This is a genomic window from Nodularia spumigena CCY9414, from assembly GCF_000340565.2.
GTDB lineage: Bacteria > Cyanobacteriota > Cyanobacteriia > Cyanobacteriales > Nostocaceae > Nodularia > Nodularia spumigena.
In genome coordinates, this window is record NZ_CP007203.1 from 124115 (window position 1) to 146777 (window position 22663).

Annotated in this window: 22 protein-coding genes and 2 pseudogenes; 11 read left to right on the plus strand and 13 right to left on the minus strand. The window is 41.8% G+C overall.

The window, feature by feature from the left end; all coding sequences use genetic code 11:
* Positions 1–212 precede the first annotated feature (212 nt).
* The 3 genes from NSP_RS00580 (at position 213) to NSP_RS00590 (ending at position 1665) form a co-directional block, all read left to right on the plus strand.
* Positions 213–650: a hypothetical protein gene (locus NSP_RS00580; protein ID WP_006194320.1), complete on the plus strand. Its 438-nt coding sequence runs from the start codon at positions 213–215 to the stop codon at positions 648–650.
* 27 nt (positions 651–677) lie between these two features.
* Complete coding sequence (locus NSP_RS00585) at positions 678–1181, plus strand: hypothetical protein (protein ID WP_173403242.1); 504 nt, start codon at positions 678–680, stop codon at positions 1179–1181.
* Between the two features lie 184 nt (positions 1182–1365).
* Complete coding sequence (locus NSP_RS00590) at positions 1366–1665, plus strand: hypothetical protein (RefSeq protein WP_006194318.1); 300 nt, start codon at positions 1366–1368, stop codon at positions 1663–1665.
* Between the two features lie 88 nt (positions 1666–1753).
* Here NSP_RS00590 and rpe read toward each other — a convergent pair whose 3' ends face one another.
* Positions 1754–2461: a ribulose-phosphate 3-epimerase gene (rpe, locus tag NSP_RS00595; RefSeq protein ID WP_006194317.1), complete on the minus strand. Its 708-nt coding sequence runs from the start codon at positions 2459–2461 to the stop codon at positions 1754–1756.
* A gap of 179 nt (positions 2462–2640) precedes the next feature.
* Here rpe and NSP_RS00600 point away from each other — a divergent pair, with 179 nt between their 5' ends.
* Positions 2641–4245, plus strand: a complete 1605-nt coding sequence (locus tag NSP_RS00600) for a S8 family serine peptidase (protein WP_006194316.1) — start codon at positions 2641–2643, stop codon at positions 4243–4245.
* 380 nt (positions 4246–4625) lie between these two features.
* A complete protein-coding gene (gene tmk, locus NSP_RS00605; RefSeq protein ID WP_006194315.1) occupies positions 4626–5249 on the plus strand; it encodes a dTMP kinase in 624 nt (207 codons plus the stop codon).
* A gap of 54 nt (positions 5250–5303) precedes the next feature.
* On the opposite strand, the gene dacB is transcribed toward tmk, so the two are convergent.
* Both dacB and ilvB read right to left on the minus strand, forming a co-directional pair.
* Positions 5304–6770, minus strand: a complete 1467-nt coding sequence (gene dacB, locus NSP_RS00610; RefSeq protein WP_006194314.1) for a D-alanyl-D-alanine carboxypeptidase/D-alanyl-D-alanine endopeptidase — start codon at positions 6768–6770, stop codon at positions 5304–5306.
* Positions 6771–7151: 381 nt separating this feature from the next.
* Positions 7152–9050 carry a biosynthetic-type acetolactate synthase large subunit gene (gene ilvB / locus NSP_RS00620; protein WP_006194312.1) on the minus strand — a complete coding sequence of 633 codons (1899 nt, stop codon included), beginning with the start codon at positions 9048–9050 and terminating at the stop codon, positions 7152–7154.
* A gap of 179 nt (positions 9051–9229) precedes the next feature.
* Here ilvB and pap point away from each other — a divergent pair, with 179 nt between their 5' ends.
* The 3 genes from pap (at position 9230) to NSP_RS00635 (ending at position 11975) form a co-directional block, all read left to right on the plus strand.
* Positions 9230–10837 (plus strand): polyphosphate:AMP phosphotransferase, encoded by a 1608-nt coding sequence (gene pap / locus NSP_RS00625; protein WP_017803707.1) that lies wholly within the window; start codon positions 9230–9232, stop codon positions 10835–10837.
* Positions 10838–10845: 8 nt separating this feature from the next.
* Entirely contained in the window at positions 10846–11226 is a 381-nt protein-coding gene (locus NSP_RS00630) for a hypothetical protein (protein ID WP_006194310.1), read from the plus strand.
* A 512-nt stretch (positions 11227–11738) separates the two neighbouring features.
* The gene (locus NSP_RS00635) at positions 11739–11975 is read left to right on the plus strand and encodes a hypothetical protein (protein WP_006194309.1); all 237 of its coding nucleotides are present in this window, start codon (positions 11739–11741) and stop codon (positions 11973–11975) included.
* Positions 11976–12051: 76 nt separating this feature from the next.
* On the opposite strand, the gene NSP_RS00640 is transcribed toward NSP_RS00635, so the two are convergent.
* A complete protein-coding gene (locus NSP_RS00640; protein ID WP_006194308.1) occupies positions 12052–12252 on the minus strand; it encodes a hypothetical protein in 201 nt (66 codons plus the stop codon).
* Between the two features lie 254 nt (positions 12253–12506).
* Here NSP_RS00640 and NSP_RS00645 point away from each other — a divergent pair.
* Together NSP_RS00645 and NSP_RS00650 are read left to right on the plus strand one after the other, a co-directional pair.
* A pseudogene (locus tag NSP_RS00645) lies at positions 12507–12956 on the plus strand (YqiA/YcfP family alpha/beta fold hydrolase); the annotation flags it as partial.
* 44 nt (positions 12957–13000) lie between these two features.
* Positions 13001–14149, plus strand: coding sequence for a histidinol-phosphate transaminase (locus NSP_RS00650; RefSeq protein ID WP_173403322.1), 1149 nt, complete (start codon positions 13001–13003; stop codon positions 14147–14149).
* A gap of 4 nt (positions 14150–14153) precedes the next feature.
* On the opposite strand, the gene NSP_RS00655 is transcribed toward NSP_RS00650, so the two are convergent.
* From NSP_RS00655 to NSP_RS27310, 5 genes and pseudogenes are all read right to left on the minus strand, one after another.
* The gene (locus tag NSP_RS00655) at positions 14154–14708 is read right to left on the minus strand and encodes a hypothetical protein (protein ID WP_006194305.1); all 555 of its coding nucleotides are present in this window, start codon (positions 14706–14708) and stop codon (positions 14154–14156) included.
* Between the two features lie 501 nt (positions 14709–15209).
* Positions 15210–15815 carry a GNAT family N-acetyltransferase gene (locus tag NSP_RS00660; protein WP_006194304.1) on the minus strand — a complete coding sequence of 202 codons (606 nt, stop codon included), beginning with the start codon at positions 15813–15815 and terminating at the stop codon, positions 15210–15212.
* A 736-nt stretch (positions 15816–16551) separates the two neighbouring features.
* The gene (locus NSP_RS00665) at positions 16552–17508 is read right to left on the minus strand and encodes an inorganic phosphate transporter (RefSeq protein WP_006194303.1); all 957 of its coding nucleotides are present in this window, start codon (positions 17506–17508) and stop codon (positions 16552–16554) included.
* 339 nt (positions 17509–17847) lie between these two features.
* The gene (locus NSP_RS00670; RefSeq protein WP_006194302.1) at positions 17848–18528 is read right to left on the minus strand and encodes a response regulator transcription factor; all 681 of its coding nucleotides are present in this window, start codon (positions 18526–18528) and stop codon (positions 17848–17850) included.
* A 157-nt stretch (positions 18529–18685) separates the two neighbouring features.
* Positions 18686–18796, minus strand: a pseudogene (locus NSP_RS27310) (Mo-dependent nitrogenase C-terminal domain-containing protein); the annotation flags it as partial.
* A gap of 56 nt (positions 18797–18852) precedes the next feature.
* Here NSP_RS27310 and NSP_RS00675 point away from each other — a divergent pair.
* Complete coding sequence (locus tag NSP_RS00675; RefSeq protein WP_006194301.1) at positions 18853–19467, plus strand: class I SAM-dependent methyltransferase; 615 nt, start codon at positions 18853–18855, stop codon at positions 19465–19467.
* Between the two features lie 15 nt (positions 19468–19482).
* Here the strand turns inward: NSP_RS00675 and NSP_RS00680 are convergent, their stop codons facing one another.
* The 4 genes from NSP_RS00680 to NSP_RS00690 all read right to left on the minus strand — a co-directional run bounded on the left by NSP_RS00680 (position 19483) and on the right by NSP_RS00690 (position 22330).
* A complete protein-coding gene (locus NSP_RS00680) occupies positions 19483–20061 on the minus strand; it encodes a Uma2 family endonuclease (RefSeq protein ID WP_006194300.1) in 579 nt (192 codons plus the stop codon).
* 47 nt (positions 20062–20108) lie between these two features.
* A complete protein-coding gene (locus tag NSP_RS26160; protein ID WP_173403243.1) occupies positions 20109–20270 on the minus strand; it encodes a hypothetical protein in 162 nt (53 codons plus the stop codon).
* A 3-nt stretch (positions 20271–20273) separates the two neighbouring features.
* The gene (locus tag NSP_RS00685) at positions 20274–21005 is read right to left on the minus strand and encodes an HAD family hydrolase (protein WP_006194299.1); all 732 of its coding nucleotides are present in this window, start codon (positions 21003–21005) and stop codon (positions 20274–20276) included.
* 173 nt (positions 21006–21178) lie between these two features.
* Positions 21179–22330: a 30S ribosomal protein S1 gene (locus NSP_RS00690; protein ID WP_006194298.1), complete on the minus strand. Its 1152-nt coding sequence runs from the start codon at positions 22328–22330 to the stop codon at positions 21179–21181.
* Positions 22331–22663 lie beyond the last annotated feature (333 nt).

The window sequence follows — 22663 nt, forward strand, 5'->3', positions numbered from 1 at the left end:
ACCCTTTTTATTTCAAATGAGAAAGAGAAAGTAGAGGCTATTATTGCTTATTTACTTTCTCACTAGCAAAGAGAGGTTGATTTTTAAGTCAGCTAAAAGATATTTTTTTATAGTTACATCTACACCAAACCCTGTTAATAAATTAAAGAATCATTTTATTTATGTAAATCAAACTACATAGTTTGTAGCTATTTTACTATGAGAGGTAAAACATGAATCTGCTGGAGCAGAGTCGCAAAATTGCGATCGCTTTCATATTAATTTTAGTGTTAACAATAACTACTGCTTGTGGTGGCGGTACTGTAACAGAACCCGACCGCACTGCTACCCCACAAGTTGGACGTGATGTCACTTACGCGCAGCTAGAGAGAGGTAACACCCCATCCGGACAAAGTTTTGGTGACTGGGTTGTAGAAACATCTAGGGGATTAATTAAGGATGCTTATGTCAGGGATAACAATAAGCTAGGTGTTGTCATTTCTCCTCAAGTTAGCCCTAACGAGGTGCGACCTCTAGCAAAATCTTTAGTTCAAGGTTTTCAGAAAAACTTTCCCGATCAAAATTTAACTGTTTTGGTATATGGCCCGGACAAACAGTTGATTTTGACTACTCAGTATGACAGGGCGACTAATCAAATTCAGTATAGCTAATTTGATGGAAAACAAGGAGTAAGTAAAGTGACAAGTAGCGAAGAGTACAGACGGCAAATTATGCAAGATTTGTCTGGGGGTAATGTAGAATCTCTTGATGATGTTTCCTATGACAACTTTGATGATTTTGCTCAGAGGACAACACCTGACCAACGTCGTCAGTTATTTGGTAAGTCTGTAAGTCCTGAACGGATACCTCCGAGCCAAATGGAGCCAGAATTACAAAAGGCGATCGCCCAAATCAAACCCAATGAACGGGATGATGTAGCTAGGGCTTTTTTCAAAGAATTTAAATCGAGAAATTTAGACGACAAACGCTTAGAACAACAATTAAATCTTTCCACCCGCAACCCTAACCGAATGAGCGCTGATGATGTGAGTAAACTTGCATCTTTCGCTTATCACAACCACCCTGATATTTTCCGGGATGTACTGGCGGAACAACCAGCAATTATGAAGTTTCTCAGCAATCCCATTGTCGCCGGTTTGATTGGGATTGCAGCCGCTAAGTGGTTAGGTAGTCGCAAGTAAGTGAGAAAGGTGGGTTACGTTGCGCTTGAGCGTAGCCAACCCCCCACACCCTTCTTTTTGACAATACCGATAGATTTCTGCTGATTCCAATGATAGAAACTGGTTATCCTGCAATCTAGTTGAATCTGATATTCTGAAATTATTAAGCAATTCTTCACACTTCTCAGAATTCAGGAGTTAAATCGTGAAACTAACTGCCACAAGATTCCTATTTCTCGGTGTTGTCATTCTGGCATCTGTACCAGCAATTGCTCAAAATCAAGGTAATTCCTTTTCTGGTAGAGTTCAGCGAGTTTGGGAAGATGGATTTCGCTTAAACACCAGTGGTCGTTCCATCACAGTTGATACTTATGATATCTGTGGAGATAATACTACCCGGTCCATATCGGCTGGTGATCAAGTAACCGTGAGCGGCGAATTTGAGGTAGGCGAATTTGATGCCTTCTCTGTTACTAAAGCTAATGGTAAAAGTGTTTGCCAGTAGTTAAAATTACTAATTTTGTATAAAATAATAGAACCTCCCGAATTTAATTGGGGAGGTTCTCAACGTACTTATTTAGATGGCGAAACAATTAAACCTTTGCCAATTCTTGTGCAGGGCGCTTACTATTACGAATAGATGACACAGCTTCAGCGTAATCTGGGGCTTTAAATACAGCTGAACCAGCCACAATCGCATTAGCTCCAGCTTCCAAAACCTGCCAAGTATTATTAGCCTTGAGTCCCCCATCCACTTCAATCCAGGGGTCTAAACCGCGCTCATCACACATTTGGCGCAATTGACGGATTTTGGGCAATACACCGGGGATAAAGCTTTGACCGCCAAAGCCGGGGTTAACGCTCATAATCAGGATTAAATCGCACAGGTCGAGAACGTGTTCAATTAGCACTAAAGGAGTACCGGGGTTGAGTACAACGCCGGCTTTCTTTCCTAGTTCTCTGATTTGTCCCAATGTCCGGTGCAGGTGGGGGGAAGCATTATGCTCGCAATGTACGGAAATAATATCAGCACCTGCTTTGGCAAAATCTTCTACATACTTTTCTGGTTCCACAATCATCAAGTGGACATCCAGTGGCTTGGTTGTCACTGGGCGAATTGCCTCCACAACCAGAGGACCTATTGTAATGTTAGGTACGAAACGACCATCCATTACGTCAACATGAATCCAATCAGCTCCGGCGGCATCTACAGCCCGAATCTCGTCGCCTAGACGACTAAAATCTGCTGATAAGATAGATGGAGAGATCACAATGGGCTTTTGAGATGGTTTTTGGGTCATGGTTAGTGGGTTTTAAAGCGTTCTCGTCTGTAAGCATTGTAACAAAATCTTGAGCCAATTCAGATAACTTTGATCCCGTCCTGTTAAGACTGCAAAAGAAATACCCCTAAACAGGGAAGCAACCGAAATTATCTTGATAAACAATAATTAATAACTACTAACGAATTAACAACTAAACAATGGGCAAAAAACTAAGGTGGATAATTTGGGGATTGAGTGCTTCTTGCTTAAGTGCGCCTGTACTTGCTTCCTCTTTACAAAGTTCTATAGGCACTAATGGCATTGATGCTCTAAGATTACACCAACCTCCTTATGATCTATTGGGGCGCAAGATTGGCATTGGTCAGGTGGAAATTGGTCGTCCGGGAATGTTTGGGTTGGATAAGGCAGTATCGGAAAATCGTGCCATTTCCTTAGCAGCAGTGTTTTTACGCAATGAACCAGCTAAATCTAACACTGGTGTTGACTCCCACGCCTACAATGTTGCTGGTGTAATGGTTAGTCGAGATAAAGCTCTACCTGGAGTTGCCCCAAGGGCGCGATTATATTCGTCTGGGGTGGGTTCTACAAGAAACATGGGTCAGCCAGAAGAGTGTTTAACAGCACAACACATAGCTTTACAAAATGGTGGTGATGTCCGGGCGATTAATTTTAGCTTTGGTGAACCTCTTAGCCGTGATCCCCGTCCTAATCCTGTTTTAGACGGTCAGGCTTTACTAACTTTATGCCTAGACTGGTCTACTCGCGTTCATGATGTTCTCTATGCGATCGCAGGTAATCAAGGCAGAGGAGGTATTCCCATTCCCACAGATAATTATAACGGAATCAACGTTGCTTTTTCATCCCGCCGAGGAGGTATTTTTAATAAAGTTGACGTTTCCAATCTGGCTGCTAGCAAGCAGGGAGCCACTGCTCGGTTAGCTGGTAAGGAGTTTAATATCGATGGTCGTCGTTCTATCGGTTTGGTTGCACCGGGAGGTAATATTCCCATGCTCAATCCAGATGGTAAGTTGAATAAGGTGACAGGGACAAGTTTTGCCGCGCCTCAAGTTACCGCCACTGTGGCTTTGTTGCAGGAATTTGGAGACCGACAGCTACAGAATAAACAACGCTATTGGACTATTGATGCTCGCCGTCATCAAGTGATGAAGGCTGTATTGTTGAATTCAGCAGACAAGTTGCAAGATAGTGGTGATGGCTTGCGCCTGGGGATGACTCGGACGCTGATTGATAAACAAAATCAAAACTGGCTGGCTTCTGATGCTTATGAAGACCCCCAAATTCCCTTGGATGCTCAAATGGGAACGGGTCATTTAAATACTTTTCGAGCTTATCAGCAATTTAGCGCTGGTCAATGGCAGCCATCTAGCACAGTCGCTGCTGTTGGTTGGAATTATGGCACGGTGGATGTGGGTTCTACTGTAGATTATACCTTCGATAAACCTTTAAAACAGGGCAGTTATGCCAGTATTACTCTGACTTGGAATCGGTTAGTTGATCTAAATGATACTAATAAAAACAAGCAATATGATCTGGGGGAAACTTTTAGCGATCGCGGTTTGAATAACCTCGACTTATACTTAATCAAAGCAGATGCTCAAAATTCAGATGCTGGGGTTGTTTGTAGCTCAGTTAGTAAAATTGACAGTGTAGAACATATTTTCTGCCCTGTTCCTGCTACTGGTAATTATAAAATCCGTGTCCAGTTCCGTGAACAGGTCAACGAAGCCACTCAACCCTATGGTTTAGCTTGGTGGAGTGTTCCGAAATCTGCTTTAAATTGAAACAGGAGCTATACACTGTAGCTATGACCCCAAAAAAGTTGAGTTTTAATAGCTACCAAGTATGGGGCATTATTTATAACGAACATCACTTAATAAAGTTTCACGAATAAAATGTTCGATTTGATCCTAGAAGAGCTACTATTGATATAGTGCAAGGAGTGCTACCACTTCACCCAATGTTTGTTACAAGTAATTCTGGCAATGCTTCGCCCAAAGCCGTATTGCAGTTTTCAAATGTGGCAGCAAACAAGTGAACTGGTATTAACTTTTACAAAAAAGTACTTGAGTAAGCAAAATTCTCAAGTGCTTTTTTGTGTATAAAAAAATCAATAAAAATATTCATGAAGTAGAACAAGTCTATTTAAATTCACTGAAAAAGCATGGCGGGTAAATTCATTGTATTTGAAGGGGTGGAAGGCTGCGGAAAAACTAGCCAAATGCAGCTTTGTTGTCAATGGTTGCAAAATTTAGGTATCTCCGTGGTTGTGACTCGTGAACCAGGGGGAACAGAGTTAGGCTTACATCTGCGCCGGCTTTTACTAGAGAAGGTAGAGAATCAACCAATTGCTGAGGTGACAGAATTATTATTGTATGCTGCTGACCGGTCACAACACGTAGAACAAGAACTCAAACCCAATTTAGCAGCAGGAAAATATATATTGTGCGATCGCTACACTGATTCTACCACTGCCTACCAAGGTTATGGTCGGGCTTTGAACATGAGCTTAATTAATCAACTCAACTATATTGCTACTGCTGGGTTAGAAAGCGACTTAACTATTTGGCTAGATGTTGATGTGGAGGTGGGACTAGCTAGGAAACAAGGCGATAAGTTTGACCGTATTGAACAAGAGACAATTGATTTTCATCGGCGTGTTCAGCAAGGTTACTCAGAGTTAGCCGCATCTTATCCATCTCGCATTATACGGGTTGATGGTAGTTTAAGTCAAGCAGCAGTGCAAGAAATAATTCAGGAAATTCTGCGGGAAAAGTTGGAATTATGAGTTGATATCACGCACCAGGCGCACCAGGCGCACCAGAGGAGGAGGTGAGGAAATTTAACAGCGCTTTAATTGTGTTAATAAAACGACAATTTCATCCATTGATTGGCGGACAATTCTAGCGGGTTGTTCCGAATGATTGACAATTATACTGAAAGCTAAGGGCTGATAATTGGGCGAATTTACATATCCTGAAAGGGAAACTACACCTGTCATCGTGCCTGTTTTGGCTTGGACAATTCCTACAGCCGAGGTATCACCCAAGCGATTTTTTAAAGTTCCGCTTACACCCGCAACAGGTAAAGATGCCCGAAAAAGTTCAGCTTGTGGTGATTTTACCATAGCTTGTAAAGTTTGCACCAAAGCTTGGGGACTAATTAAGTTTTTGCGAGATAAGCCAGAACCATCTACTAATATATAACTTGTGGGATCTACTCCTAATTTAGTTAAACTAGATTTGACAACTTCTAAACCTGCATCAGCTGTAGTTTGATTATTTTCTAATGGTTGTTTAGCTAAAGCCCTCAATAAAGCTTCCGCATACAAATTATTACTATTAATATTTGTCTCTTTTAACAACTCAGATAAAGGTGGTGATTCTACTGCTGCTAGTTCTCTTTCATTTTTACCACTCGTACCATTAGACATCTGACTCACAGTAATTCCTGATTTTACCAAAGTTTGGCGGAAGTGTCGCAAGAAATTTTGCACGGGGTCAAAAACAGCGATCGCTCTCATAGTAGAATTAGAATTTACAGCCATTTGTCCTTGAATTCGCAACACTGGCCCTTTTAAGTCACGGCTAACTGCAACAAAACCCGATTCATCTTTCTCGGTAGTTACAGAATTATTTTCCACTCGCCACTGATATGCTTCAAAGGGTTCATTCCACTTGAGTTGTAATGGTTTTCCTATGGTTTGGGGGGAAACTGTAAATAGAGAAGCATTTTCATTGACAATTAAACTGTTAACTGGTGCGCCATAATAAGCGGCTAAGTCTTCCCATTCCCAACTCGGATGAACAATTTCACCTTGAAAATAACTATCGTCAGCAATTAACTGATTAATTTGCGTAATTCCTTGTTGCTGTAATTGCTGGGCTAATTCTTGCAGTTGTGGTACTTTTAAACTGGGGTCTCCTCTACCGACTACACGCAAAACACCATCGCTATCTTGATAAACAGAGGTACGAATGCGAAAATCTGCACCCAATTGTTCTAAAGCTGCGGCTGTTGTGAGTAATTTGGTGTTAGAAGCTGGATTAAAGTATTTTTCAGCATCTCTATTATAAAGAGTTTGTTCATCAGCCAGATTTTTGACTAAAATTCCCCAGCGCACTCGGTTAAATTCCGGGCTGTTTGTGACAGCATCTACTGCTGACTTTAGTTGGGCGGGACAAATTGTTTTTGTGCTGGTTGTCGGTGTGACTGGTGTTTGTATTTGCGCTTTAGCTGTTTGTTGAGTTACCGCAATTTGAGTACTCAGAAACAGCGACAGCAAGCTAATAGTGATTTTTTTAGACATTAATATAATAATTCGTCCTTCGTAGTTTTTATCCTATGATAAAAAAGGTTTTCTCTAACCGCACCAGGCGCAGAGGACGCAGAGAGAGAAGGAAAAGTTGGAAAAAATTGCTTAACTGAAATAGACATCGACCGAATTTAGGCGTTGCTGAATCAAAGTATGAAATGCCAAAATAACCTTTCTTCTTCTTCATACCTTTGCGCCTACCCTTCGGGAACGGCTTCCCTTCGGGACGCTGCGCGAACGCCGAATGCGCCTTTGCGTGAAACAAATTCATATTTGAAATCAGCAACGCCCGAATTTAAATATGCTTCACCTGAAACCCATGTAGAGACATGGAACGTCTCTACATTCTTTTTCACCAGATGTCTACTCTATGCCCTATAATTTAGTGCCACACTCAGAGCAAAAGTTGTGTGTAGGAGGGTTTGTTGTCCCGCAATGGTTACAAGAAACAGGTTCGACTACAACTTTTGGTTGCTGTATAGGTAAACCAATCATTTGAGCATTGCTTTTACCTGGGGCTACCATTGGGTAACAGTTTTCGTCTTTGGTGACTCGGACATCCATGACAACGGGGCCATTATGTGCTAGCATTTCGGCGATCGCACCTTGTAATTCCTCACGAGTCTGAACTACCATGCCCTTAATACCGTAGGCTTTTGTCAAATGCTCAATGTCTGGCATCCCTACTTCCATGTTTGAGCATGAGTAACGCTCACCATAGAAGGCTTGTTGCCATTGGCGCACCATTCCCTGCCAACCATTATTCAAAATTACAGTCTTGACATTAATGCCATACTGTGCTAGGGTTCCCAATTCTTGCAAACACATCTGGAAACTAGCATCACCACTGATACAGATAACTTCTTCATCAGGGAATGCTACTTTTGCACCCATAGCCGCCGGGACACCAAAACCCATTGTTCCTAAACCAGCGCTAGAAATCCAGCGTCTGGGGCCATTTTTTAGGAATTGTGCTGCCCACATTTGATGTTGACCCACGTCTGTAGTATAAAATGCGTGGGGGGCTTGGCGACCAACTTCCACAATTACCTCTTGGGGTGAAATGCTATCGGGATGCTGAGGCACTTCTAGGGGGTAGTCTTGTCGCCAACGGTTAATTAAATGCAACCACTCTTGATTTTTGTGGGGTATGTTCTTAATCCCTGTTTCCTGACAGCGACGCAATAAGTCAACCAAAACCTGACGCACATCACCCACAATTGGTACTTCAGGAACTCGGTTTTTACCGACTTCTGCGGGGTCGATGTCGATGTGAATTACTTTGGCATGGGAAGCGAATTCATCTAATTTACCAGTTACGCGATCGTCAAATCTCGCGCCGACGCAGATTAATAAATCGCAATCTGTCACTGCAAAGTTAGCGTAAGCTGTACCGTGCATCCCCAACATTCCCACAGACAGGGGGTGATGTTCATCAAATGCACCGATACCCATTAAGGTTGTGGTGACGGGGATATTAAATAACTCAGCTAGTTCTTTAATTTCTGCATGGGCGTTAGATGCGATCGCCCCACCACCGACATATAATAAAGGACGGTGACTGTTACGAATTAACTTAATTGCCGCGTTGATTTGCCGAGGATTTCCCTTAACAGTGGGACGATATCCCGGTAATTTTACAGTTCCCCGTGCAACGGGTACATAGTCGCATTCTTCCAACGCCACATCTTTAGGCACATCAATCAAAACTGGCCCTGGTCGTCCAGTGCTAGCGATGTGGAAAGCTTCAGCCACAATGCGCGCCATGTCTTTAGGGTCGCGCACGACATAGGAGTGTTTGACTATTGGTAGGGTAATTCCGTAGATATCCGTTTCTTGAAAGGCATCCGTACCAATCGATGCCCGTGGCACTTGTCCTGTCACCACAATCATGGGAATAGAGTCCATGTAGGCTGTAGCGATGCCTGTGACTAAATTCGTTGCCCCAGGGCCAGAAGTACCAAAGCATACTCCGACTTTGCCAGTAGCACGGGCATAGCCATCGGCGGCGTGAGCTGCGCCTTGTTCGTGCCGGACTAAAATGTGTTTAATAGCACCAGTTGATTCTACTTTGTAGAGGTCATCGTAAATTGGTAGGATTGCCCCACCAGGATAACCAAAAATGTATTCAACTTCATGGCGGACGAGACTGTCAAGCAGAGCAAAACCACCAGTTTCACGCTTGGGCGCGACGACTGGCGATTGAGTCACACCAGACTGATTGTGATTTTCTGTTTGTGGGGGATTAGTTAAGGATGGCAAGCGCACGGTCACGGTCAAACCTCAGACGATAGCTAAGTTAACGCGTCAATTCTGTATTTAGTATTCCATTTTAATGGAAAAATTGAATTTAATTCCGCTATTAAAATATAAAATTTGACGTAATAGCTAATTATCATCGAGAGCAACGCAATTTGGTGAAGTTTGGTTTATTTGTGCCGACTTACTGAAGCATGAGAGTCATCTTTGAAATCTCCCGCTACACGCCAGGATGTCAAGTTGAGTACACAAATGTCATAATCCAGCAATATAGAGATAACAAAGTTCCTATGCTGGATACACTAGATTTAACCCTTTCCTTAGATAAAGCCACCTATAAATCAGAAATTGACAGGCTGATGTATCAACTGCGGGAACTGCAAAATGCCTGTTGGGATAAAAAATTGCCTGTAATTGTGGTCTTGGAAGGATGGGCTGCTTCTGGTAAGGGTGGGCTAGTCAAGCAAATGGTTTCTTACATGGACCCTCGTGGATTTCAGGTACATCCTATCTGGCCACCGAGTGAAGAAGAACGCAAATACCCCTTCCTCTGGAGATTTTGGCAAAAATTACCTGCCCAAGGTCATATCAGCTTTTTCTATCACAGTTGGTATACTCATGTTTTAGAAGAACGTTTATTTGAGCGCGTCGGTACTGAACAAGTTCCCACAGTCCTGAAAATCATGGGGCAAATTAACTCCTTTGAGCGCCAAATGGTGGATGATGGAGCTGCGATCGCTAAATTTTGGTTGCATCTAAGTCGTAAAGAATTGAAAAGTCGCTTAAAAGACTACGCCAAAGATGAATTAACCGCTTGGCGAGTGCGAAAAGCAGACTGGAAGCAAGCAAAACACTATGACCGCTACGCCAGCTTTGCAGAAGAGATGCTAGTGCAAACCAGTACCGGCGTTGCTCCTTGGACTTTAGTTGAGGCTGACTCGGAACGGTGGGCGCAAGTGAAGGTACTCACCCACCTGGCTACCACTTTAACTGCGGCTTTAGATAGACTGAAAATTCAGCTTCCCGCTCCCGCTTTACCTGCACAGACGGAATTAGAAACCACGGAGTCTGACTTACTGGCGCAAACTGATTTGAGCTTAAGTCTTTCAGAAAACGACTACGATGAGCAATTAGCTGACGCACAGGTAGAACTACGCAAATTGCAATTAAGCATCCATAAGCATCAAATTCCTGTACTGGTGATGTTTGAAGGCTGGGATGCAGCCGGTAAAGGCGGGGCTATTAAGCGGCTGACCGATATTCTCGATCCTCGCAGTTACTTTGTTTATCCCTTTGCTGCTCCCACAGATGAAGAAAAAGTTCATCATTACCTCTGGCGATTTTGGCGACGATTACCCACGGCTGGGATAATTGGGATTTTTGACCGTTCCTGGTACGGAAGGGTGTTAGTGGAGCGTGTGGAAGGCTTTGCTACGGCAATCGAATGGCGCAGAGCCTACCGGGAAATTAATGAATTTGAGGCTCAATTAACCAGTGCAGGCTATGTTTTAGTGAAATTCTGGCTACACATTAGCCCAGAGGAACAACTTCAGCGTTTTATAGACCGCCAAAATGACCCCTTTAAACAGTATAAGCTCACCGATGATGACTGGCGCAATCGGGAAAAGTGGAATCATTACGATGTCGCCGTCAATCAGGCTATTCAGCGCACCACTACCCCCACGGCTCCCTGGACAATTGTTGCTGCTAATGACAAATACTATGCGAGAGTTAAGGTAATTGAAACTGTTGTGGAAGCCATTGAGGCGGAATTAAAACGCCGTAAGCATAGTAATAGCTAAAATCCAGGATGATGAATACTTCGATTAGCCTACTACAAGCTCATGATTTAGGCACAGCTGACCATATTTTTCGGCTGGCCTTTGGCACTTTTGTCGGACTCCCGGAACCAACTGAATTTTACAAGGACATAGCTTATTTTTCTCACCGTTGGAAAATTAATCCCAATCGTGCTTTCGCTGCTGAGGTTGATGGTAAATTAGTCGGGTCTAATTTTGTAACTCTGGGGATGTCTAGATTGGTTGCAGGAATTAATACTAGTCGAGAGTCAGCTTACTTAAGAATGTTGGCTTGTGGTTTTCGTAGTGACATCATCGGAGTAGCAATGCATAAACCCAATGATCCTGGATATAATCGCCCAGATGTTTTTTCTATCGATGATTGGCGCTAGTACCGCAGGGCGTTCGTCAAAAGTCCAAAGGCTTTGATTTCGAGATTTTGAACTTTTTGAAATGGTATCCTTATTGATGCCGTGCTGTACTAGAACCTCTGAGCGTAAGTCATAACACAGATAAATCCGGATCTTTTGCAGACTAGTAAACGCTATAAATAGTTTAGTTAATTTTTGCAGTTTCAAAGAAATTAGTATTTTTTGAAACATAATTTAACGGTAACTTTGTTTACTAGAACTACTTGTAATATACGATGCTATAAGTAGCAAAAATATAACTCTTGTCTGTTTGAAATTTATTTTTATTCTTTGCATAGTTTGCAAGTTAAAGCTTTGAAGTTCATAGCTAATAAAAAATTTCAACTTAGTAGGTCTAAAATGTAGCGAACAGTATTGACAATTTAGGAAGAATGGAATAACAAGGTGGCAGCACATAAAAAAATGCATTAGCTCACCCCTGCCACAAAAGTCTGTAAAGCTCTTAACAAAAAATCACGTAATTTAGATAAATCATGCCACAAAATACTGACCACAAAGCTGCCAATACAGCGACTCAAGCAATCGCCTACAAAGCACGTCTGAATTCTTGGGCGATCGCTCGTTTACTTCCTGATACACAACGGGAAATTGTGGCTCGTTTCCGCAGTCGTTCTGATGCAGAGGGTTATATGCAACACTTAAGCCAGATCACACCTCATGCTTCGTTCACGGTGGTTTTTGATTGCCAACGGGAAGAAGTTGTAATTTAAAGTTCTGATAAAGGCGATCGCATTTGAAGGGTAATTAATGGTGCGATCGCCTTTTAAATGGCATAATTCCTAGAAATTAACGCGATTCGGTTCCCTGATTGGGACTACCAGCAACAGTATCTTCTCCTGGTGCTTCAGGTTTAGCACCTTCTTGAGCCTCAGTTTGTGCAGCATTTCCAGTCTTGCGAATACCAGGTTCAACTGGAGTTTGATAGCCACCAGAAGCGCTGGGAGTAGTTTCTTGATTATTATTTTTTGGTTTTTGTTCTTCAGACACAATTCCAATCCTATCATTTCATCTTGGAACTATCTTAAGCAACTCAAGGGGATAAATTTATCTATCTATAATCTGATGATGGCTAATTTATTCCTCTGTCGCCAGGAATGTTTATGACTAAAAGCTAAAGTGATTTGACTCATTCGTAGTTCGGGCGGGCAAGATGCCCACCCCACAATTTGGATAATTTATTTCTAATTTATTTTTTGGGAATCCTTTCCATCGATACTGGTAATAGTTGCAGAACTTTTTCCATTGTGGATGACTACATCTACCTACACGGTTTTGCCTCCAGCCCAAAATCTGCTAAAGCACAGAATATCAGGGATCGCTTTGCCGAAATTCAGACAAAGCTGAAAATTCCCGATTTGAATGCTGGGGATTTTTCGCAATTAACTATCACTCGCCAGATAACTCAAGTTGCAGCCGAATTTCCTGATCATTCAACCCCAGTAACCCTCATTGGTTCTAGTTTAGGCGGTTTGACATCTGCCCATTTAGCACAGCAATATCCACAAGTGCAACGCCTGATTTTGCTAGCACCAGCTTTTGGGTTTTTATCCCATTGGTTACCCCAGCTAGGAGAGCGTTGGCAAGAAGAACAATATTTGATGATTTACCATTATGGGCATGGGCGATCGCTTCCCCTAAGTTATAATTTCGTGACAGATGCCGCACAATATCAAGAAGAAATATTACAACGCCTCTGTCACCAATGACCAATGACCAATGACTAATGACTAAAATTATGCTTCCCTTTATCCGGTCAGACTTAGCCCAATTTAACGCTTATAAACCCCACCCCAGCAGTGATACAGCCGCAGGAGTTCCCGTGCAGTTGGATCGGCTGGATACCAACGAAAGCCCCTATGATTTGCCATCAGAGTTAAAAGAAAAGCTGGCTTGGACATATCAGCAAGTAATTGAAACAAATCGTTATCCTGATGGTGGACATGGGACACTTAAGGATGCGATCGCTCAATATGTGAATGAGTCAGCATCACTGACTTCATCTGTATTTACTGCTGCCAATATTTCTCTAGGTAATGGTTCAGATGAACTAATCCGCTCTTTGTTAATCGCCACCTGTCTGGGAGGAGAAGGCTCAATTTTAGTCGCCAATCCCACTTTCTCCATGTATGGAATTTTAGCCAAAACTTTGGGAATTCCTGTGGTGACGGTGGACAGAAATCCAGATAATTTTGAACTTGATTTAAAAGCTGCCCAATCTGCGATTGAAGAAACTCAAAATCCGCCGATTCGGGTGGTTTTTGTGGTGCATCCCAATTCCCCGACTGGTAATTGTTTAACTGCGGCGGAATTGTCATGGTTAAGAAGTTTGGGTGAGCAGATTTTGGTGGTAATTGATGAAGCTTACTTTGAATTTAGCCAGACTACCCTAGTTGGTGAATTAGCACAGCGTCCTAACTGGTTGATTCTCCGGACTTTTTCTAAAGCTTTCCGGTTAGCAGCGTTAAGAGTGGGTTATTGTGTCGCACATCCAGAGGCGATCGCTATCTTAGAAAAAGTCCGTTTACCTTATAATCTTCCTAGCTTCTCCATCGCTGCGGCCTTAGCTGCTATGCAAAATAGCCAACTTTTGCTCGAAGCAATTTCCCCAACTTTGGATGAACGAGACAAACTTATCAAAGTTTTATCCCAACATCCCGCCTTACAAGTGACAAAAAGTGCTGCTAACTTTATTTTCCTTCGTCTTGAAGCCAATAACTCTGACACACAAAATTCTACCTTAAAAAGTCTTCACCAAAAACTTAAGACAAATGGCACTCTTGTACGCCAAATTAGCGGAGGATTGCGAATTACTATCGGCACATCAGACGAAAACACCCGCACCTTGAATAGAATACAAGCTGCTTTGGCAAATCTGGAATTTTAATGATTCAATAATTAAACTTTCCATCCAACTCATTGCCCAAACGGCGTACTATTCCTACCGTTTGTGGCAACACCCCTACTAAAAGGGCAAAGACAATATCAGGCATTTGAGCCACCATTGGTAGTGGAAAGTATTGTTCAAATTGATCTAAAATTTTCTGGACTCGCTGCTGAGGAAGCGGGTTCTCTGTAATTTGCTTGATTAAGCGAATCCACTGTCGTCTAATTAAATAAGCCTTCTGACGTTCCTCATAAGTTTCGGGAGTTAATAAAGACAAATTACCTATGGGCAGTACTCTTTCACAATCACTATCATAATTCCCGCCAACTGCTGCACCCGGCCCAGCAAATTCTGCATGATAGCGTTTAAAGAGTATTAAACCATTATGGTTACGACTATTAACAACAAAAACCTGACCACTTTGCAGAAGTGTGAGGATATCCGAGCCGTATGACTGCTCAATTCCATCTGTCATGAAAAGATGGTTCAGGAGAATAGTGTCAGGGTAGTAGGTTGATACCATAGCAGCTTGATAGCGTCGGTAGCTTTCGCTATCCATGTGTTCTTGAGCTTGCAGATAAGTGGTAGTGTTATGTACTTTTAGCAGTAACTTGGGTGAAATAAAATCAGATTTTTGATGTTTATTTAAAACTTCTTGATAACAAAAGCTGACTGCTTGATTTAACTTAGATATAAAAAAACAGAATTGGATTAGTAAATAATTAAGAATATTCTAGAAGATTTAGTAGAATTTGTGGACGAAAAATAGCTCATATTTTTAAATTTTTTATAAAGATGAATTACTAAATATAAAGATAGTATGAGGTGTTGAAATTTTATGAAGCGTAATTCTATGGCTGTTCTATTATAGTCTATCTTTTATTTTTTAAAGCACTTACTCTTGATCTAACCCCTCAAATTTACATAACATATCATGTCTAATTAGAATGCACATAGTTCAGTGATTTTTTATTGAAATCAAAATACAAGAGTGAATCTTTTGATAGCTCAAAATGATCAACTTTTCTTCTTCACATAAAATTTAGATAATTTCATCAACTTAAATGCTCAGATGTTTATGCAACAATATTTGCCGAGAGCGTCTGAGGAAAAATCTATTCCAATGAGATTCTAAATTATGCGCCTTATATCCCAGCTTAAAATAAAGTTGCCGTGCCTGATGGTTATTTTCCAAAACATGGAGGTATAAATCTTGAAATCCCCACTGATGAGAGAATTTTTCACAGCTAATCAATAGCCCTGAAGCAACACCATGCCTACGGTATTTGGGGTGAACAGCTAAATTAGACAGATAAGGAAAACTCCTGCCCGTCTGTACCCAAGAATCATTGAAACGCACACCCAATTCTACAGTTCCGACTAAGTTATGAGTGGAAGCAGCACTGGTGTCAATAGCAACCAAACAAACATGATGGGGTGCAGGTGATGACAAGCGATGTTTGAGGTCTTCGTAAATACCCAAACGTAGTAGCGGAAAAGCCCATCCCCAGAAACCATCATTTGCGTGAAAGCTTTCGGCAATAATTTGGGCAATACCATTCAAATCATCAGGTGTAGCCGCACGAATTTGGAATTGCCAAGAAGCCTGTTCTGCGGCAGATATCAATGGCTCTTGGTGGTAAGGATCAAAAAACCAGGATGTCAAGGCTAGTTTAGTATTGATTTAATTAAACGAAATTTTCTCAAATATCCTAAAACACAGTAGTGGCGTGACACAGCTAATTTTGTGCATAATAAATATTGTGGGGTGGGCTACTGGTCCCCCAAGAACAGGCAAGATGCCTGTTCCACAAGAGAAACATAATGCATCATTTTAAGCTTGTCACGCCAGTAGAAGCTGTGTGAAAATTCAAAATTAACCTAAATAACTGAGTTGGCATTGAAATTCTAACTTAATCCGGGTTATTTTAGTTATCCAATTGCCTGCTTACACAGCTTAATCCAAAATAACCTGCTTTTGCAGGTTTTGTTTGTCTAGTCGTGACTTCTCCGCACCAAGACAGAATTTAGACATCCTATAGTGTCCGTAGGTGGGCGTGAAAAATAAAAAGCCATACAACATGATGTTGCATGGCTTTTGGTGTAGTGTGAGGAGCTTAACTAAGTTCCATCATAAAGTAATGCCAAAGTGGCAGAACACTCGTAACAATTTTGGTAACGGAATTTTTTTTTATGCAATTACGCTAGCATTGCTTGTAGTTAAGGCAGCCGCCTCAAGCATCTCCCCACAGGTCAGTATAGTTAGACAGGCGAGTATCAATTTCAGTTGAAACTGCCAATTTATAGCAATTTAGCAATTGTCAGGGATTCACCATAGTTCTGAGTACCTGGAAACTGAAGCTCGCCAAATTGCAGTCATTAATCACAAATTGCTTTTTCTATCATTGTAATAATCTATAAATGATGCCACTAATAATTGTGGAAATAGGTAAAGTTAAAATCCACGAAAATAAAATCTGATAAAAAACACGGGTCTTCGCTTGGTTGTCAATCAGCCCTACCCCAAAAATAGAACTAACTGAAACTTGAGTCATGGAAACAGGAAGCCCAAAATGATTAGCCGCAATGACCAAAATTCCAGTTACCATATTTGCAGATAACCCCTGTGTATGATTCATGGTGGTAATTTTTTGACTCATGGTTTGTGCGATTTGTTGGGAGTTGAGTAAACCACCTAGTCCCATGGCCATTGCTATTGTCAGCATTCCTCCCTGCACTGAAAAATAATCAATAATTAAAATGATTGAAACAAACTTAGGTGTATCATTGAAACCTCTACTAAAACTGATAATGCCTGAACTGATCAAGTGGCAAGTATCAATTATTCTTGGGTTGGCTTGTATATTCAATTTAGAGTTGATATATTGAACTAATTTATGAGTTACTGCTGCCAAACAAATTGCAATAATAGGGCTTAACAATAGCGGTAAAATAAATAAGCTTTCTAAAGCTGCAAAATTCACTTTGAGTCCAATAGCTACTAATCCAGCACCAAGTAGCGCACCTGTAATACTGTGAGTTGTGGAAATGGGAAATCCTGTCAGGGCGGCAACTAGGACGGTTAAACCAGTGGTAATGGCTACTGCTAAATGAATTTCTGGTGCATTAGCGATCGCATCGGGAAATATACCTTGAGCAGTAAATTTTTCTACCAATTTACTAGCCCAGAAAACTGAGGCTACTGCACCAGCAAAAGTTGTCAAACTTCCCCATAAAATTGCTGTTTGATAACTGGTTTGCCTGCTACCAAACAGTGTTGCTACACCTTTAAAGTTGTCGTTTGCTCCATTTGAATAAGCTAAAAAAAGCGTAGCTAAAAATAAACTGATTATTAACATTTTTGGGGCGTTAATATGGTCTTAGTCTAGTATTTGGTCTTGTAGATTCCAGTTTCTGCATCCTCATACAACTAACCATTATTTAAATGAGTTTTTGCTCAGATCAGGATAATTCCCAAAATCTCCCAGGACTTACGCACAAAGAAGGGAAAAACGAACCACAGAGGACGCAGAGTACACAGAGTCATGAGAGGTTGGGAGGTTTTTTGCGTAAGTCCTATCTCCAATAAGTACAGATTTATTGGTGGTAAACTCAGATAGTTGGGCAGAGAAAAGTCCCAAAACTTAATTATGGGAATCTCAAAGCCCTGCCCAAAGTGTAGCGGATTTAGAGATGGTTCACTCACGCAAAACGTAGCCGACACCACGCACAGTTTGAATGAGGCGCTTTTCGTTATTGGTTTCGAGTTTCAGGCGCAAGTAGCGGATGTAAACTTCAATGATGTTGGAATCACCTATGAAGTCATAATCCCAAACTTGTTCTAAAATGCGATCGCGTGTAATTACCTGTCGCGGATGGGTGAGTAAATATTCTAGTAAATCAAATTCTTTGGCAGTTAAATCAATTAACCTCTGTCCCCGGAATACTTCTCGTGTGCGGCGATTTAAACTCAGGTCTTCAAATTGTAAAATATCTCCTGCGTCTGCGTCCTGATTTCTTCGCAGGTGGGCGCGGACTCTGGCTAATAATTCTTCAACGCTAAAGGGTTTAACCACGTAGTCATCAGCACCAGCATCTAAACCGGCAACGCGATGCCCATCGCTGACTTCATCTTTAGCCGTTAATAAAATTACTGGCACTTGATCCCCTGTACTTCGCAGGCGGCGACAAATCTCCAAGCCCGACAAACCAGGCAGCATCCAATCTAAAATTACTAAGTCTATATCTAACTCTCTGGCTGCGGTGAGCGCAGTTAGTCCATCGTAGGCCACACTAACTTGATAGCCTTCATAACTTAGTTCCAATTCGATAAATCGCGCTAGTTTGACTTCATCTTCAACTAGCAAGATGTGCGTCATAGATGATATTCAGGATTTGAGCAGGGTAATTAAATCAGACCAATAAATAGCCTGAATCTCAGTTGAGTTGACTTAGCTTAGTATAGATTTAAGCAAGTAACAACCGTAAGCCTGTAATTACCGATAGCTACTGAGCAAAATACCAGCCAACTTTAGCTCATTCATCAGCGAGATAACAAAGCGCTTTGAAACGCAGACTTGCGAATGGCTCGTAGAGGGGATTTAATTTACACATTGCCGGAATGTAAAAAAGCTGTTCAAATGGACAGTAAAGGGTGAAATCTACCCTTTAAGCTTGACCCAGACCACAAGGAATGTTGATTTATGACTTTTAACTTTCTCAGTAACAAAAAGCTGCTTTTTGACCAATGGGCATTTAGCTATGATTGGCTTTTTCCTTCAGTCATTTATCAAGCTATTCACAAGCGGTTGTTGGAGTATGTGGATTTAGCCGAAGGAGCCAATATACTTGATATGGGCTGTGGTACTGGACGACTACTTGACCGCTTGGCAACTGAATTTCCTGATGTACGTGGCACTGGATTAGATTTATCATCTAATATGTTGCGAATAGCCAGACAGAGCGATCGCCACCATCCACGTTTAATTTATATTGAAGGTAAAGCGGAGTCTCTGCCGTTTGGTGAAGGTCAGTTTGATGCTGTCTTTAGTACTATCAGCTTCTTACACTATTTGGAACCTCAACAAGTGCTGAGTGAAGTAGCACGGGTACTTTCACCTGGCGGGCGCTTCTACTTAGTTGACATCACTACCAAAAAAGATACAGCACCGCAAGTTTTACCGATTTCTCCTCGTGGTATTAGACTCTATAGCCCTCAACAACGTGAACTTTTCGGCTCATCGGCTGGATTATTGTGTTTGAGTCATCATTATTTACTAGGACCAGTTTTGCTAACAATTTTTGCTAAACCATCCTAGAATTGAGCGAAAATATTACCTGACTGGTGGTAGCATTTCTAAAACCACAATTTGCAAATCAGGAAACGCCAACGGTGAAATAGTCGCATTTTCTGCCAAAATTACTTTATTTTCATAGCCTTCCTGAGTCGGTTCCCGAAAAATGTGCAATTGACGGCTAATCACATCTAGCACCCAATAATCTGTAATTCCGGCTTGGGAGTAAGCTTTTGCTTTAGTCTCGCAGTCTAGTATCAAACTGCTGTTTGCTACCTCAATAATCAGATAAACTTCAGATGGTGTCGGGTGGTGGTCTGCGTAGTCTAAAGGATCGACTTTAACAACAGCAATATCCGGTTCTGGTTCAGAGCGTTCATTTAACTTGATTGGGTCTTGGATAGATATCCAGGCGCGATTTCCTAAACGATTTTGCAGCAACTTATCTGTTCTCCCCACTGCTGACCGATGGGCTGTTCCTTTAGCAATCTTCCAGATAATTTTTCCTTCTAGAAGTTCCACTCGCTCGTCTACACCAAAAATCCCAGCCTCAGCCATCCGATGGTATTCTTCAACCGTCCACAGGCGAAGCGGTAAGGTTGTTTCTGTGTTTTGCATGGCTTGTCTAGCAAATGTGAAAATTGCGGGTATTCATATCCTAGCATTTAAGCTTGACATTTTAATAAAAATATGGTATTAACTACCCGACTATGCACCCCAAACAACCAATGACCAATGACCAATGACCAATGACCAATGACCAATGACCAATGACCAATGACCAATGACCAATGACCAATGACCAATGACCAATGACCAATGACCAATGACTAATGACTAATGACTATTTCATCTAGTTGATTAATCACTACATCCGCGCCTTGGACATGATCTGATTTACCTACCCAGGTGATACCAATACAACCTGCGGCTTTAGCATTACGTGCCATTTGCATATCACCAACAGCATCTCCTACCATCAATGTATTACCTGGTTCTACACCCAAAGCTGCACAAGCCTGTAAAAACAATATTGGATCTGGTTTACTGGGGCCGTCATCCACTCCTTTTTGTAGCTGGATGTAATCAGTTAACTCGTGTTGTGTGACAAAATTACTAACTTCGGCTGTGGTTGCTGCGGAAATTATACCGAGTTTTATTCCGGCTGCTGACAAGGACTTTAACAGATCCAAAGTACCTGGAAATAGTGGCGCAGGAGTTGTACCCAGATATTTTTCAGCTTCGTCTAAGGATTTTCGAGCTATTTTTAAAGATTCAAACCATCCTTTCCCAGTTTCGGCAATATATGCAGCTGCGGCAATTTCGGTTTCACGGCGACTAGCTACGGATATTAATCCTGCTGGGTCTAGGGTATCGCTATTGATGCCAAAGGCCATTAATAAGGGTTCGCCAATTCCGGGAATTTGAGCGTCTATCATGCGCGCGCTTCTTTGTCCAAGCGATCGCAAATACGCTTCTGAGTCTTCTAATGTACCATTTTTATCAAAAAAAATTGCCTGGATATTAGAAAAGCTGATGTTTCTACATTTAATAGTTACCAAAATATTTCACCCTATTTATTCAATTCATCACAAAAAAAGAGGGGTGTTCCCTCTTTAATTAATAGTTTAATAACTACAAGCTTATTAGCGTTCATTTAAGGCTTGTCAGTCGCTGTTATTAAATGTAGCGAAGCATTACCCTATCCATAACAGAGTTTAAATCAAGACTTGGCTCAACCTTCCTGTTCAACAGTCGCTGGAATCTCTTCTTCAGACTCGGTTGCTGCTGGAACTTCTTCTTCAGTAGCAGCTACAGCCGATACTTCTTCGCTTGCGGCTGGAGTTTCTTCTTCAGTAGCAGCTACAGCCGATACTTCTTCTTGAGTTTCCGTTGCTGCTGGGATTTCTTCTTCAGTTGTCGCTTCTACGGCTTCTTCAGCACCCACAACCTCTTCAGCTTCCGCAGGCGCAGCAGTAATACCTTGCTGTTTAGCTAGCATCTGTTCACGATACTTAGCTGCCATTTCTTCAGCTTTATCATAAACCAAATCACGGTTCTTAATCATATCACCGGGTTCGGGTTCCAACTGCTTGGTAGACAAGGAAATCCGACCCCTTTCTGCGTCCAAATCAATGATCATGACTTTAACTTCGTCATTGACATTGAACACGCTGTGAGGTGTATCAATATGCTCGTGAGAAATTTCTGAAATGTGCAGGAGTCCGCTCACACCACCAATATCTATAAAAGCACCGTATGGTTTAATACCACGAACTGTACCAATTACCACTTCTCCCACTTCTAGGCGGTTCATCTTCCGCTCAACTAGCGCTCGACGGTGGGATAGAACTAGGCGGTTGCGTTCTTCATCTACTTCTAAGAATTTCAATGGTAGTTCTTCGCCTACCAATTCTTCCTTCGGTTTGCGGGTGCTGATGTGAGAACCGGGGATGAAGCCGCGTAATCCTTCAATGCGTACTAATGCACCACCACGGTTAGTAGCAAACACACCGGAACGAACAGTAGCATCTTCTGCTTGTAACTGCCGCACACGTTCCCAAGCCCGCATATATTCAATGCGACGAATGGAAAGGGTGAGCTGACCATCTTCGTTTTCATCAGTCAGGATGAAAAATTCTCTGGTTTCGTTTGATTGTAAAACTTCTTCCGGGGCATCGACCCGGTTAATAGACATTTCTTGTATGGGGATGTAGGCTGCTGTTTTAGCCCCTATGTCAATCAGAGCGCCGCGCGGCTCTATACTGAAAACTGTTCCTGGTACAATATCCCCAGGGCTAAAGTGATAATCATACTTGTCAAGTAGAGCAGCGAAATCTTCGTGAGTGAATCCAATTTCTGTAGCGGTTAAGTTCTGATTGACCATGCTAATTTGTTCCTGGTTCTAGTCTCCGTAAGGGTTGTGGCATAGGCGTGATGTATATGCGAAGGCACTAGGCGGGAGGGACACCTACATCTTTTTTTTATCCTAGCGCAGAAAAGCTAGTATTAACACATATTAACTTCCAGATAGAATATTGTATCACATATTCTAGGAACTTTTTATTTATTCATCAGTTATAGCTGGGGAGTAGGGTAAAAACCTTTCGGTGTCTAACTTTTATGATCAGTGTATGTCCTAACGTCCTTGGCGGTTGCTATATTTTTGGGAATTTCACCCTTCAAAGGTATTGACAAAATGTAAATATCCGCCGCTACC